Here is a 12,958-nt window from a genome sequence, read left to right on the forward strand (position 1 = left end):
GCGGAATACCGGACCGCAGCGAGATGCTCACGCTGCTAACGCTAGAACACTTCGGATTCGAGCCGCCGCAAATGGTCACGCGGTGGTCCGAGCAGCTGCGCACTGCCGTGCGCCCGCTTGAAGTACAGCTGGATGTCGTGCTCCCAGGTGATCGCGATACCACCGTGCATCTGCACGGCTTCGGCGGCCACCTTGGTGAACGCCTCGCTGGCCGAGAACCGCGCCAGCGCAGCCGAAGTCGGCGACGGCGTGGCGATCGCCTCGTCCACGACGGCCCGCGCGGACTGCACGGCGACGTAAAGGTCGGCCATCCGATGCTTGAGCGCCTGGAAACTTCCGATGGGCCTGCCGAACTGCACCCGGTCCTTGGTGTACTGCACCGTCAGGTCCAGGCATCGGGTGGCGGCACCGATTTGCTCGGCGGCCAGCAACAGGGCCGCGGTGTCGGCGAGGCCGGGGTCGGCGCCGATGTCCGCGGTGTCCTGGGCTTCGACGCGCGCCAGCCGGCGCGTGAGGTCCATCGCGTCGACCCGCGCAGCGGTGAACCGAGTCCACCTGGACAACCGCTCGCCGTCGGCGGCGATCACCACGTCGGCGACGTCACCGTTGACCACATGATCGGCGTCGAAAACGACGGCGCCGAGTTTGACACCTTCGACAAGACCCTCCAGGGCCTCGGTGTCCGGTTCGTCCGCGGCCAGCAGGGCCAACTCCGCGAGCGTGGTGCCGAGCAGCGGCGTCGGCACCAACGCCTTGCCGAGTTCCTCGAGCACAACGGCCGCGTCGGCGAGTTCGCCGCCCGCACCGCCGAGTTCCTCGGGCACGACGAGCGCCGCCGCACCGACCTGCTCGCACAGCAGCTTCCACAGCGACTCGTCGTATCCGCGTTCGGATTCCATCGCTTCGCGGACCGCCGCAGGCGCCGCGTGCTTGTCGACCAGCGCGGCCACCGTCTCACGAAGCAGTTGACGTTCTTCGGTCACAAGGCCTCCAATACCCGCCGACGGTGCACGGACGGATCGCCCCACGCCGAGCGCAGCGCCTGAACGCGCAGCAACCACAGCGACAGGTCGTGCTCCTGGGTGAACCCGATCGCGCCGTGCGTCTGCAGCGCCGACCGTGCCGCCAGCAGTGCGGCGTCGGCCGCGGCGGCCTTGGCGGCGCTGACGTCCCGCGCGGTGTCGGGTGAATTGTCCGCCAGCGAGAGCGCGGCGCCGTACACCAGCGGACGGGCCAGTTCGACGGCGATGTGCACATCGGCGAGCTTGTGCTTGATCGCCTGATAGGTACCGATCACCTTGCCGAACTGGCTGCGCTGCTTGGCGTATTCGACCGACATGTCGAGCATCGCCTGCCCGGCTCCGACCAGTTGCGCCGCCGTCGCCAACACGCCGAACTCGTAGGCTCGCGCGACATCGGCCGGCTTGGCATCGCCGGAAGCGCTGACATCGAACAGCTTTCGGCTCGGATCCACGGACTCGTGGCGCGCACCTGCGGCGCCCTCGCGCACCTCGTTGTTGTCGGCCATCAGGATCAGGCCGGCGGTATCGGCGTCGACGGCGTAGGGCACGTGCGGTGGCAGGGCGACGGTGGCGATCAGCTCGCCTGCGGCCAGCGCGGCGCTGCGCTCGTCGTCAGCGAGCAGAATTGGTGCGACCGCAATGGATTCGACGACCGGGCCCGGCACGCACCACCGGCCGAGACGTTCGGTGGCGACCACCAGGTCCACCGGGTGCGCCTCGATACCGTCGTACTTCTCCGGCACCACGAGCGCGGTCACGCCGAGGTCGGTCAACTGCGCCCACACCTTGCGGCCGGGCGCCGTGTCACCCGCCGCCCACGCCCGGACCGCACCCGGCAGATCGGCGGCGCCCAGCGCGGCGTCGATACTGGCCGCGAAGTCGCGCTGCTGTTCGTCCAATTCGAAGTTCATATGACTACTTTCGGGGAAGTCCCAGGAGGCGCTCGGCAATGATATTGCGCTGAATCTCGTTGGTACCGGCGTAAATCGGGCCGCCGAGCGCGAACAGCAGGCCATCGGTCCACTTGTCGACGAGCTCACTGTCGGCGCCGCGCAGGTCGAGTGCGGTCTGGTGGATCGCGACGTCGAGGTCCGACCAGAACACTTTGGTCACCGACGACTCGGCGCCCAACTCGCCGCCTGCGGCGATGCGCGTCACGGTCCCGAACGTGTGCAACCGGTACGCCTGCGCCTTGATCCACGCATCGGCGACCCGGTCGGCGTACGCGGGGTTGCGGTCCTTGGCCCATTCGGCCACCAACCGTTCAGCCGGCGCCAGGAAGCGGGCGGGGCTGCGCAACGACATACCGCGCTCGTTGCTCGAGGTGCTCATCGCCGCGCGCCACCCGTCGTGCACCTCGCCGATGACATCGTTGTCGGGAACGAACACGTCGTCGAGGAAGATCTCGCCGAACCCGGTGTCGCCGCCCAACTGCGCGATGGGACGCACCGTGATGCCTTCGGCCTTGAGGTCGAACATGAAATACGTCAGGCCCTTGTGGCGCTGCGCCTCCGGATCGGAACGGAACAGGCCGAAGGCCCGTTCGCCGAACGGCGCCCGCGAGCTCCAGATCTTCTGCCCGTTGAGCAGCCAGCCCCCGTCGGTTTTCCTCGCCGTCGAGCGCAGGGACGCCAGGTCGCTGCCGGATTCCGGCTCCGACCAAGCCTGCGCCCAGATCTCCTCGCCGGTGGCCATTTTCGGCAGCACACGATCGAGCTGTTCTTCGGTGCCGTGCGCGAACAATGTCGGCGCCAACATCGAAGTACCGTTGGCGCTGGCGCGACCCGGCGCGCCGGCGCGGAAGTACTCCTCTTCGTAGACGACCCACTGCAGCAGGGTCGCGTCGCGGCCACCGTACTTCTCGGGCCAGGTGATGACCGACAGGCCGGCGTCGAAAAGCACCTTGTCCCAACGACGATGCTGTTCGAAACCCTCGGCGGTGTCGTAGGACTTCGTCGGGAACGAGTCCTTGTTGTTCGCCAGGAACTCGCGCACCTCGGCCTGGAAGGCCAAGGTGGCGTCGTCGAACTTCAGGTCCATCAGGAAGACTCAGTCCTCTCACTGTGTTGGCGCAATAGCGGCTTGACCACTTTGCCGCCCGGGTTACGCGGCAGCGCATCCAGGAACTTCACCGACCGGGGTGTCTTGAAGTTCGCGAGATGTTCCCGGGTGTAAGCGATTACGGTCTCTTCATCGAGTTCGACACCGGACTTGGTGACGATGAACGCCTTGCCGACTTCGCCGAGTCGTTCGTCGGGAACCCCGATCACAGCGGATTCGGCGACGCCGTCGAGGCGGGCCAGAACCTGCTCGATCTCGGCCGGATAGACGTTGAACCCGCCGCAGATGTACATGTCCTTGAGCCGGTCTGTGATGCGCAGGTTGCCGTTCTCGTCGATGGTGCCGACGTCACCGGTGTGCAACCAGCCGTCGGAGTCGATCGCCGCTGCAGTCGCCTCGGGGTCGTCGAGGTACCCGAGCATCACGTTGGGGCCGCGCAACAGCACCTCACCGGTACCGTCAGCGGCCGGATCGTCTATGCGCAGTTCGAAATCCGCGATCGGCCGGCCCGACGTGGTGGCGACGGTGACCGCGTCGTCGTCGGCACGGCACATCGTGCCGAACCCGCTCGCCTCGGTCAGGCCGTAGGCGGTCAGCACGATGTCGATGTCGAGTTCGTCCTGCATGCGTTCGATGAGCACCACCGGGATCGTCGCCGCGCCCGTGACGGCGAAGCGCAGCGAACTCAGGTCGTAGTCGGCACGTTTCGGGTGATCGAGCAGAGTTTGGTAGATGGTCGGCGGACCGGGCAGCACGGTGATGCGGTGCTCGGCCACCGCGGCCATCGCCTGCTCCGGGTCGAATGTCAGCTGGGGGATGAGCGTCGCGCCGGTCTGCAGACAAGTCAGGATGCCTGCCTTGTAACCGAAGTTGTGGAAGAACGGGTTGATGCAGAGATATCGGTCGTCGCTGGTGAGTTGGCCGCAGGCGGCCCACGCGGCGGATGCGTCCAGCGACTGCCGGTGCGCGCACAGCACGCCCTTGCTGCGCCCCGTCGTGCCCGAGGTGAACAGGATGTCGGACACATCGTCGGGCGCGACGGCAGCGGCGCGGGCGTCGACCTCGTCGAGGTCCTTTCCCTCTGCCATGAATTCGTCCCAGGTGCCGTCGTCCTTTTCGATCGGCACGCGCACCACGTGCTGCAGGGCGGGTAACGCGTCGCGATCGACGGACGCGGCCTTGTCGGCCCCGAGGAACTCACCGGAGGCGAACAGCAGCGGGGCGCCGGTGCGGGCCAGGATGTCGGTGGCCTCGCTGGCGGTGTAGCGCGTGTTCAGCGGGACCATGACGCCGCCGGCGTAATGCGTGGCCAGGCACGCCACCACCCAGTGCCAGGTGTTCGGTGACCAGATCGCGACCCGGTCGCCGGGCTTGATTCCGAACTGGATCATCGCCGCGGCCGCGCGGCGGACCTCATCGCGCAGCTCGGCGTACTTGATGGTGCGATCGGCTGTGACCAGCGCATTGTGGCCGGAAAACCGGTCGGCGATCCGGTCCAAGACCTCCGGAATGGTCCGCCGATCGCCAGTCATTGATGCTCCTCTAACAAAGCAAGTGCTTGGTAGGTTAGCCTACAAGGGTGATTACGGTCGAGGAGTTCCGGGCCGAGGTCCGTGGCTGGCTTGCCGACAACCTCGTCGGGGAGTACGCGGCGCTGAAAGGGCTCGGTGGGCCGGGCCGGGAGCACGAGGCGTTCGAGGAACGCCGGGCGTGGAACCAGCACCTGGCGGCCGCCGGGTTGACGTGCCTGGGCTGGCCGCAGGAGCACGGCGGTCGCGGATTGTCGGTCGCGCACCGGGTCGCGTTCTACGAGGAATATGCGATCGCGAACGCCCCGGCGAAGGTCAACCACTTCGGTGAGGAATTGCTCGGCCCGACGTTGATCGCCTTCGGCACGCCCGAGCAGCAGCAGCGGTTCCTGCCGAGAATCCTCGATGTCACCGAACTGTGGTGTCAGGGCTACTCCGAACCCGGAGCTGGTAGCGATCTGGCCAACGTGGCGACGACGGCCGAACTCGACGGTGATCAGTGGGTCATCAACGGCCAGAAGGTGTGGACGTCGCTGGCGCACTGGGCGCAGTGGTGCTTCGTCATCGCGCGCACGGAGAAGGGCTCCAAGCGGCATGCGGGCCTGTCGTATCTGCTCGTACCGCTGGACCAGCCGGGCGTCGAGATCCGGCCGATAGTGCAGCTGACCGGTGACTCGGAGTTCAACGAGGTGTTCTTCGACGATGCCCGCACCGATGCCTCGCTGGTTGTCGGTGAGCCTGGCGACGGCTGGCGGGTCGCGATGGGCACGTTGACCTTCGAGCGCGGCGTCTCGACGCTCGGCCAGCAGATTGAATATGCGCGCGAGCTGTCGGGAGTCGCCGAATTGGCGAAACGCACCGGCGCCGCTGACGATCCGTTGATCCGCGAGCGGTTGACACGGTCATGGGCGGGCCTGCGCACGATGCGGTCCTATGCGCTGGCCACGATGGACGTCGAGCAGCCGGGGCAAGACAACGTGTCGAAGCTGTTGTGGGCCAACTGGCATCGCGAACTCGGGGAGATCGCGATGGACGTGCTTGGCCGCGAAGGGCTGACGCTGACCGACGGTGACTTCGACGAATGGCAGCGGCTGTATCTGTTCTCGCGCGCCGACACCATCTACGGCGGGTCCAACGAGGTGCAGCGCAACATCATCGCCGAGCGTGTGCTCGGACTACCGAGAGAGGTCAAAGGCGCGTGAACTTGGCTGAGGCTCCGAAAGAGATTGGCGGCCACGGCCTTCTGACCGGAAAGGTCGTCGTGGTGACCGCGGCGGCCGGCACCGGAATCGGGTCGGCGGTGGCGCGTCGGGCGCTGCTCGAAGGTGCCGACGTCGTCGTGTCCGACCATCACGAGCGGCGACTGGGCGAGACCCGCGACCAGTTGGCCGAACTGGGGCTGGGCCGCGTCGAGAGTGTGGTCTGCGACGTGACGTCCACCGCGCAGGTCGATGCGCTGATCGCGTCGACCACCGCGCGGATGGGCCGACTCGACGTGCTGGTCAACAACGCGGGTCTGGGCGGCCAGACGCCCGTCGTCGACATGACCGACGAGGAATGGGACCGTGTCCTCAACGTGACGCTGACGTCGGTGATGCGCGCGACGCGGGCGGCGCTGAGCTACTTCCGCGAAGCCGACCATGGCGGGGTGATCGTCAACAACGCCAGTGTCCTGGGTTGGCGCGCACAGCATTCACAGTCGCATTACGCCGCGGCGAAGGCCGGCGTGATGGCGTTGACGCGGTGCAGCGCGATCGAAGCCGTCGAGTACGGCGTGCGGATCAACGCGGTGTCGCCCAGCATCGCCCGGCACAAGTTCCTCGAGAAGACGAGCTCGTCGGACCTCCTGGATCGGCTGTCGGAAGGCGAGGCGTTCGGGCGCGCGGCCGAGCCGTGGGAAGTCGCGGCCACGATCGCGTTCCTGGCCAGTGAGTACTCCAGTTACCTGACTGGAGAAGTCATTTCGGTGTCGAGCCAGCGGGCTTAACAGTCGGCCGGCTTGTCGACAGTCCGTCGCTTGCCTGTTTTGTACGCTCCCAGATATACGACCGGGAAGACGCCGAGGGTCAGCACCGCCAGGAGTCCGAGTTGTAGTTTTTGTCCGGCTGCGATTGGGCGGCCGGCGAGGGCGTCACGGTACCCGAGCGAGACGGCGGCGAAAAGGGCGATGGCGCCTAGGCCGACGGGAATCCAGGCCTGTGCGCCGTCGGCGACGAAGGCTGCGCCGCTCGCGATCAGCGTCGCTACCGCGAACACCGCCAACCACCAGGTCTTAGTGGGGGTCAAACCGACGCCGTAATCGTCGATGCTGGCAGGATCGCCGAACAACGAATACGTCCTACCGCCGATCGAAATGAACTCGGTGTTGACGTAGGCCAAGCCGGTGACTGCGCAGGCCGCGAACACCGACATCAACAGCCCCGACTTCCAGTCCGGCGGATAGGCCATGAGAAACACGGACATAGTCGTGATGCCGGCGCCTGACCAGTACAGGATGCGCCCGATACGCAACGGCAGCCATCCGGCGATGATCGCGGCGCCGAGACCGACGAACGCGGTCGCCATGAAGAAGTCGTTCATTAACTCCCAGCCACCCTCTGGTAGATGTTCTGACCGAGCTGCTCGCCGCCGAGCGAACCGATGGAGCCAAGAATAAAAGCGCCCGCGAAGATTCCGACGGGGCCGGCCGGGGCGCCGAGCCACGCGCCGAAGGCGGCCATTCCCGACGCGCCGATCTGTTCGCGATTGAGTTGCAGGGATTCCATGGCGCGCTTGACCTCTGCCGAGTCGTTGATCGGATGGTCGCCGCCGTCCTGACGATCCCATGCAGAGGCGAAGCGCTGTTGAGCAATGGCGAACTCCTCGCTGGTCTCGGTAGTGCACACGCCCGCGTTGTGAAAGGCCGTCGCGAGTTCACTGATCTCGCCGGGTGAACCGCTCTGCACCGTCCGGTTCATCTGCCACGGATCACCGCCGGCAGATCCGGTGAGCACCCCGACATCTAGATGTTTGAGGTCGACCGTCATCTCGAGTCAGGTGATGTTCTCACCTGCCGAGCGCACCGTCGCTGCGCAGGCCTCGTCCTGGGTTTCGAACTCCGCGGCGCCAACGTTGGCCTTCGCAGCTAGACCGTCGAAGTTGGCGTGATGTGCTCGCATGGTTGCGGCCTGTGCTTCGTGCGCGCGGCCGAGGGCGCTGTGGAAGCCATGCGCGGCATCGAAGTCGCCAAAAATCCCGGCAGGTAGCGATGTCGAAGCAAATCGTTCCGCTCCTCGCATGGCGATCTCGCCGGCACTCTTCGAGAAGTCAGCACCCATCCGCAGCAAGTCGGTGTCGACGAACATGGTCCAAGCCTAAAGTGACGCCGTGGCTGCTACGTGCACCGAATTCAGGGCCTACCGGATGCGGAAGCCGTAGCGCTGCAGGGGTTGCAGAGGTGCGGCGCTGTCCCCCTCGACCAACACGAGCCAATGCTTGTCCATGTCGTCGACGCGAGTGGCATAGCGATGCGGAATGCGCATGTCGGCGACATCATCGTCGAGTGCCCCGCCCTCGTCGTACACCCCGGTCACCAACGAGGCGCCGCTGCCGGGAGCAAGGCAGACCGCATAGTCCTCCGCTCGCGGCAACGGCGAATTGGGCAGGTCCTGCATGGTCATCGCCCCGCCGCACGCGGCGACGATCCACGCGAGACCATAGGAGGTCTGCAGGGGTGACGGCGCCGCTGACGTCGTCGCACTTGTCGGTGAGGCGTTTGACACGACCGGGTCGGGTCGGGATTTCTCCACATACAGCGCGGCGACGCCAAGCAGGATCACCAGTATGACCAGATCGGCGATGAGGACGATTTTCGTGCGTCGGGAGAGTCGACTCCAGAATCCGGTCTCTTGCGGCTGGTCGGTCACCGTACATGTTTACCGAAGGGCAAGACCTCGGTTGCAACCGATGTAGCCGAGCAAGCGCTTGGTTGATAGGCTGTCCGGGTGGGTGAGGCACCGCTGAGCCGGCCGGCGAGCCAGCCGATAAGCCGGAGAGACGAGCTTCTCGAGCTCGCCGCGTCGATGTTCGCCGAGCGGGGCCTGCGCGCGACCACCGTGCGCGACATCGCCGACTCGGCGGGCATCCTCTCCGGCAGCCTCTATCACCACTTCGCCTCCAAGGAGGAGATGGTCGACGAGGTGCTGCGCGGATTCCTCGACTGGCTGTTCGCGCGCTACCAGGAGATCGTCGACACCGAACCCAATCCGCTGGAACGGCTCAAAGGGCTGTTCATGACGTCGTTCGAGGCGATCGAGCACCGGCACGCCCAGGTGGTCATCTACCAGGACGAGGCCAAGCGGCTTGCGGGTCAGGAGCGGTTCTCCTATGTCGAGAAGCGCAACCAAGAGCAACGCAAAATGTGGCTGGATCTGCTCAACCAGGGCGTCGACGAGGGGTACTTCCGCCCCGACATCGATGTCGACCTGGTCTACCGGTTCATCCGCGACACCACCTGGGTTTCGGTCCGCTGGTATCAGCCAGGCGGTCCGCTCACGGCCGAAGACGTCGGCCGTCAATATCTGTCGATCGTTCTCGGCGGCATTACCAAAGAAGGAGCCGACAATGCCTGAGGCCTATGTCATTGACGCCGTACGCACAGCCGTCGGTAAGCGCAACGGGTCGCTGGCGGGTGTGCATCCCGTCGACCTCGGCGCCGCGGCGTGGCGCGGACTGTTTGATCGTGTCGACGTCGACCCGGGCGTCGTCGACGATGTGATCGCCGGCTGCGTCGACGCGATCGGACCACAGGCCGGCAACATCGCGAGGTTGTCGTGGCTCGCCGCGGGTTACCCCGAGGAAGTGCCCGGCGTCACGGTCGATCGCCAGTGTGGATCCAGTCAGCAGGCCATTTCCTTTGGCGCACAGGCGATCATGTCCGGTACCGCCGACCTGATTGTCGCCGGTGGTATGCAGAACATGAGCCAGATCCCGATCTCGTCGGCGATGACCGCCGGTGAGCAGTACGGATTCACCTCTCCGACAAACGAATCCAAGAGCTGGCTGCATCGCTACGGTGACCAGGAGATCTCGCAGTTCCGCGGCGCAGAGTTGATCGCCGAGAAGTGGAACATCTCACGTGAAGAGATGGAGGAGTACTCGCTGGCCAGCCATCAGCGCGCGCAGGAGGCGATCCGCGCCGGCTACTTCGAGAACGAGATCATCCCGGTCCCGGTCGATGGGGCTGGCTTTGTCACCGACGAGGGCCCGCGCGATACGTCGCTGGAAAAGATGGCCGGGCTGAAGACCCTTGTCGACGGCGGCCGGTTGACCGCGGCGATGGCCAGCCAGATCTCCGACGGCGCCAGCGCGGTGCTGCTGGCCTCCGAGCAGGCCGTCAAGGACCACCGCCTCAAGCCCCGCGCGCGAATCCACCACATCAGTGCCCGCGGCGCCGACCCGGTGTTCATGCTGACCGGCCCGATCCCCGCCACCGAGTACGCGTTGAAGAAGACCGGCCTGTCGATCGATGACATCGACACCGTTGAGATCAACGAGGCGTTCGCGCCGGTGGTCATGGCGTGGCTGAAGGAGACCGGCGCTGACCACGCGAAGGTCAACCCCAGCGGCGGGGCGATCGCGCTCGGCCATCCGCTCGGTGCAACCGGCGCCAAGTTGTTCGCCACGATGCTGAACACGTTGGAGCGCACCGGCGGTCGCTACGGCCTTCAGACGATGTGCGAGGGCGGTGGCACCGCGAACGTCACGATCATCGAGCGCCTCTAGTCACGCGCGGCTGAATTTCAGTGGTCGTGGATGATCACGCCGCGGATGTTTCGGCCGGCGAGCATGTCGTCGTAGCCCTCGTTGATGTCGTTGAGTTTGTATTCGGCCGTGACGGTTTCGTCGAGCAGCAGCTTGCCGTCGCGGTAGAGATTGAGCAGCCGCGGGATGTCGGCGCGCGGGTTGGCCTCACCGTACAGGCTGCCCAGTAGCCGCTTCTGGAACAGCGTCATCATCGCCATCGACAGCGTCGGCGTCACGTCGGCCATCGACGCGATGGCAGTCATCACCACCGCACCGCCCTTGCGTATGACGTTGAGCGCCTCGTCGATCATCCGGCCCTCGAGCACCCCCATCGTCAACAGCGCGGAATCCGCCATCACGCCGCGGGTCAGCTCACCGACCAACGCCATGGCCTCCTCCATCGAGGTGACGAAATGCGTGGCACCGAACTCAAATGCCTTGTCCCGCTTGGATTCGACGATGTCCACGACGACGATGTGCTCCGCGCCCGCCAATCGCGCGCCCTGGATCGCGCCGCTGCCGATGCCGCCGCAGCCGATGATCACCACCGTGTCGCCCGGGCTGACGTCGGCCGTGTTGACCGCCGAGCCCCACCCGGTCATCACACCGCAGCCCAACAGGCACGCCCGAGCAAGCGGCAGATCATCGTCGACCTTGACGACCGAGGCCTCCGACAGCGTGCCGTACTCGGAGAAGCTACCGACACCCGACAGGATGCCGACGTCTTTACCTTGGACCTTGCGCCGGTAGGTACCGTCGGCCTGCAGTCCCACCAGGATCAAGGCGCCGAGATCGCACAGGTTCTGATGCCCGCTGGCACACCAGCGGCAGCGTCCGCACGCAGGCAGGAACGAGGTGACCACGTGGTCGCCGACCTTGAGATCGCGCACTCCCGGTCCGACGTCGGCGACAATGCCGGCACCTTCATGTCCGCCGATGATCGGCAGCGGCACACCGGCGAAATCCCCGGTGACGACGTGGTGGTCCGAATGGCACAGCCCGGTGGCCTCGAACGAGACGAGGACCTCACCTTCCTTGGGCCCGTCGAGGTCGATCTCCTCGATGCTCCAAGGCTCGTTGAGTCCCCACAGCACGGCGGCGTTCGTCTTCATGGCCGCGAGTGTAGGAAAGCCACGGTCCGAATTCGGCAGAATCGAAAGCCTTACTGTTTAGTGCGCGAGAGCAAGGCCGCCCAGTGCCACGATCCAGCTGGCGAAGCTGCCGACGAGGAAGTACTCGGTGACCTCGTCGATCCCGATACCGCCGTTCTCGCGGGCCTTTTGCGCGTTGATCTCCGGGAACCGGATGATGCTCTTGGCGGCGACGACGGCCGTGGCCGCTGCGAGCTGACCGGCCAGTCCGAGCCCGAGAATCAGCACACGCTCCATCGGCCCGAGGAGTCGGCCGCCCTTGAGGCGGTCCGATGGCTGCGGTTCGCCCGCCGGCTTGACCGCCCCGACCGAGCCGAGCACCAGCCGCACCAACTGGTTGCCCGTCACCAGCTGCATGAGCATGACGCCGATGATCATCAGCAGCCTGTCTCCGGACACTGTCAGTCCCACCCATGGCGGCCAACGCGCCATGACCCCGGAGACATGAGAGTCCCAGCCGGCCAGGATGATCAACACCGACAGCGCCATGCCGAACACCACCAGCGGGGCGAGTTGACCATGTCCCGAGACCTCGGCGCGGGCGCAAAGCACCACCCAGCCCACACTTGCCAACGCCGCGACGGTCAACAGCACGATGTCGCCCAAGTGCCAGAGCCCGGTCAGTGCCGCGCAGGCGACCACCACGGCCGGCGCGACCGCCGCGGGCACCCATACCCGCGAGGTCATCCGCCGAACGACGTCGGCGACACCCATTGCGATCAGCATCACCGCGACCGCGCTCACGGCACACCTCGCAGAAGTCGCGACGCCACCACGATCAGATCCAACCCATCGCGGCCCGCACGTTGGGACACCGCCGACGCGCTGACTCCCTCGGCGGCGGCGATGTCCTTCTTCGTCTGATCGGTCAACAGGCCCTTCACAATCCGTAATGAGCGGTCATCGAGCGATCCAAGCAGATGGTCCCGACACAACAGCGCGGCGTTGATGGCGTCGCCGTCCGACCTGGTGTCGGCGGCCGCCCGGAACGACGTCCGCACCGACGCCAACCCCGGCTGTCGCTGTGCGGTTGCGGTCCACTCGATCGCCTCACGGGCCGCCCACCAGCCCGGACCGTCCTGGATGCCGGCGACGGAGTCCAGTACTGTCACCGCGCCCCACCCGATTCCGAATCGGACGTCGATACCGGGCGCGACGGCCAGCCGGATGGCCAAAGCCGCGTCGACCGCCTCGCCGACCGTCGGAAAGGTGCCCTGAAATTCGTCGCCGACGGTGAACGCGGGCGGATCGATCGCGCCAGCGGCCACATCGGCGAGCGCCTTGTTGATCGCGCGGTGCGCGGCAGCACGGTCGGCGACACGGCGTGAACCGACCACATCACCGATCAGCGTGGCTACTGATGAAGCATCTAGCTTCGCCTCAGTCATATGAAGACGATAGCTTAATTTAG

15 protein-coding genes are annotated in these 12,958 nt (G+C 66.1%); 4 read left to right on the forward strand and 11 right to left on the reverse strand.

Features of this window, described 5'->3' with window-relative positions; translation table 11 throughout:
• Window positions 1-41 precede the first annotated feature (41 nt).
• The 4 genes from ipdE2 to fadD3 are packed head-to-tail and all read right to left on the reverse strand — an operon-like array spanning window position 42 to window position 4,615.
• On the reverse strand, window positions 42-983 hold the full coding sequence (ipdE2, locus tag AU188_RS01610) for an acyl-CoA dehydrogenase IpdE2 (protein ID WP_059161942.1): 942 nt from the start codon (window positions 981-983) through the stop codon (window positions 42-44).
• Complete coding sequence (locus AU188_RS01615) at window positions 980-1,933, reverse strand: acyl-CoA dehydrogenase family protein (RefSeq protein WP_059161943.1); 954 nt, start codon at window positions 1,931-1,933, stop codon at window positions 980-982. The genes ipdE2 and AU188_RS01615 overlap by 4 nt, the downstream gene beginning before the upstream one ends.
• 4 nt (window positions 1,934-1,937) lie before the next feature.
• Window positions 1,938-3,062, reverse strand: a complete 1,125-nt coding sequence (locus tag AU188_RS01620) for an acyl-CoA dehydrogenase family protein (RefSeq protein ID WP_059161944.1) — start codon at window positions 3,060-3,062, stop codon at window positions 1,938-1,940.
• Window positions 3,062-4,615: a 3-((3aS,4S,7aS)-7a-methyl-1,5-dioxo-octahydro-1H-inden-4-yl)propanoate--CoA ligase FadD3 gene (gene fadD3 / locus AU188_RS01625; RefSeq protein WP_059161945.1), complete on the reverse strand. Its 1,554-nt coding sequence runs from the start codon at window positions 4,613-4,615 to the stop codon at window positions 3,062-3,064. The genes AU188_RS01620 and fadD3 overlap by 1 nt, the downstream gene beginning before the upstream one ends.
• Window positions 4,616-4,662: 47 nt before the next feature.
• On the opposite strand from fadD3, the gene ipdE1 reads away from it, so the two are divergent.
• Both ipdE1 and ipdF read left to right on the forward strand, forming a co-directional pair.
• Window positions 4,663-5,814, forward strand: coding sequence for an acyl-CoA dehydrogenase IpdE1 (gene ipdE1, locus AU188_RS01630; RefSeq protein ID WP_059161946.1), 1,152 nt, complete (start codon window positions 4,663-4,665; stop codon window positions 5,812-5,814).
• On the forward strand, window positions 5,811-6,599 hold the full coding sequence (gene ipdF / locus AU188_RS01635; RefSeq protein ID WP_059161947.1) for a (5R,7aS)-5-hydroxy-7a-methyl-1-oxo-2,3,5,6,7,7a-hexahydro-1H-indene-carboxyl-CoA reductase: 789 nt from the start codon (window positions 5,811-5,813) through the stop codon (window positions 6,597-6,599). Before ipdE1 ends, ipdF begins: the two co-directional genes overlap by 4 nt.
• Here the strand turns inward: ipdF and AU188_RS01640 are convergent.
• The 4 genes from AU188_RS01640 to AU188_RS01655 are packed head-to-tail and all read right to left on the reverse strand — an operon-like array spanning window position 6,596 to window position 8,517.
• Window positions 6,596-7,192, reverse strand: coding sequence for a hypothetical protein (locus AU188_RS01640; RefSeq protein WP_059161948.1), 597 nt, complete (start codon window positions 7,190-7,192; stop codon window positions 6,596-6,598). The genes ipdF and AU188_RS01640 overlap by 4 nt on opposite strands.
• Window positions 7,192-7,638, reverse strand: coding sequence for a putative alpha/beta hydrolase (locus tag AU188_RS01645; RefSeq protein ID WP_059161949.1), 447 nt, complete (start codon window positions 7,636-7,638; stop codon window positions 7,192-7,194). The genes AU188_RS01640 and AU188_RS01645 overlap by 1 nt, the downstream gene beginning before the upstream one ends.
• A gap of 6 nt (window positions 7,639-7,644) precedes the next feature.
• A complete protein-coding gene (locus tag AU188_RS01650) occupies window positions 7,645-7,956 on the reverse strand; it encodes a DUF2563 family protein (RefSeq protein WP_059161950.1) in 312 nt (103 codons plus the stop codon).
• Window positions 7,957-8,007: 51 nt separating this feature from the next.
• Window positions 8,008-8,517 carry a hypothetical protein gene (locus AU188_RS01655; protein ID WP_059161951.1) on the reverse strand — a complete coding sequence of 170 codons (510 nt, stop codon included), beginning with the start codon at window positions 8,515-8,517 and terminating at the stop codon, window positions 8,008-8,010.
• 93 nt (window positions 8,518-8,610) lie between these two features.
• Between AU188_RS01655 and kstR2 the strand changes: the two genes are divergently transcribed.
• Together kstR2 and fadA6 are read left to right on the forward strand one after the other, a co-directional pair.
• A complete protein-coding gene (gene kstR2 / locus AU188_RS01660) occupies window positions 8,611-9,222 on the forward strand; it encodes a TetR family transcriptional regulator KstR2 (RefSeq protein WP_059162264.1) in 612 nt (203 codons plus the stop codon).
• Window positions 9,215-10,375: a steroid 3-ketoacyl-CoA thiolase FadA6 gene (fadA6, locus tag AU188_RS01665; RefSeq protein ID WP_059161952.1), complete on the forward strand. Its 1,161-nt coding sequence runs from the start codon at window positions 9,215-9,217 to the stop codon at window positions 10,373-10,375. Before kstR2 ends, fadA6 begins: the two co-directional genes overlap by 8 nt.
• Window positions 10,376-10,392: 17 nt before the next feature.
• Here the strand turns inward: fadA6 and AU188_RS01670 are convergent, their stop codons facing one another.
• From AU188_RS01670 to AU188_RS01680, 3 genes are read right to left on the reverse strand one after another with little or no spacing between them, the layout of a single operon-like run.
• Window positions 10,393-11,508 carry an NDMA-dependent alcohol dehydrogenase gene (locus tag AU188_RS01670; RefSeq protein WP_059161953.1) on the reverse strand — a complete coding sequence of 372 codons (1,116 nt, stop codon included), beginning with the start codon at window positions 11,506-11,508 and terminating at the stop codon, window positions 10,393-10,395.
• A 57-nt stretch (window positions 11,509-11,565) separates the two neighbouring features.
• Window positions 11,566-12,291 carry a hypothetical protein gene (locus AU188_RS01675; RefSeq protein ID WP_059161954.1) on the reverse strand — a complete coding sequence of 242 codons (726 nt, stop codon included), beginning with the start codon at window positions 12,289-12,291 and terminating at the stop codon, window positions 11,566-11,568.
• Window positions 12,288-12,935 (reverse strand): SatD family protein, encoded by a 648-nt coding sequence (locus AU188_RS01680; protein ID WP_059161955.1) that lies wholly within the window; start codon window positions 12,933-12,935, stop codon window positions 12,288-12,290. The genes AU188_RS01675 and AU188_RS01680 overlap by 4 nt, the downstream gene beginning before the upstream one ends.
• Window positions 12,936-12,958 lie beyond the last annotated feature (23 nt).

Source organism: Mycobacterium sp. IS-3022, assembly GCF_001500065.1.
Lineage (GTDB): Bacteria > Actinomycetota > Actinomycetes > Mycobacteriales > Mycobacteriaceae > Mycobacterium.

What these genes read in the sequence shown, in the direction of transcription:
- AU188_RS01650 (WP_059161950.1), bottom strand. Translation starts at nt 7,956, where the DNA reads ATGTTCGTCGACACCGACTTGCTGCGGATGGGTGCTGACTTCTCGAAG.
- AU188_RS01670 (WP_059161953.1), bottom strand. Translation starts at nt 11,508, where the DNA reads ATGAAGACGAACGCCGCCGTGCTGTGGGGACTCAACGAGCCTTGGAGC.
- fadD3 (WP_059161945.1), bottom strand. Translation starts at nt 4,615, where the DNA reads ATGACTGGCGATCGGCGGACCATTCCGGAGGTCTTGGACCGGATCGCC.
- AU188_RS01620 (WP_059161944.1), bottom strand. Translation starts at nt 3,062, where the DNA reads ATGGACCTGAAGTTCGACGACGCCACCTTGGCCTTCCAGGCCGAGGTG.
- AU188_RS01645 (WP_059161949.1), bottom strand. Translation starts at nt 7,638, where the DNA reads ATGACGGTCGACCTCAAACATCTAGATGTCGGGGTGCTCACCGGATCT.
- fadA6 (WP_059161952.1), top strand. Translation starts at nt 9,215, where the DNA reads ATGCCTGAGGCCTATGTCATTGACGCCGTACGCACAGCCGTCGGTAAG.
- AU188_RS01640 (WP_059161948.1), bottom strand. Translation starts at nt 7,192, where the DNA reads ATGAACGACTTCTTCATGGCGACCGCGTTCGTCGGTCTCGGCGCCGCG.
- AU188_RS01680 (WP_059161955.1), bottom strand. Translation starts at nt 12,935, where the DNA reads ATGACTGAGGCGAAGCTAGATGCTTCATCAGTAGCCACGCTGATCGGT.
- AU188_RS01615 (WP_059161943.1), bottom strand. Translation starts at nt 1,933, where the DNA reads ATGAACTTCGAATTGGACGAACAGCAGCGCGACTTCGCGGCCAGTATC.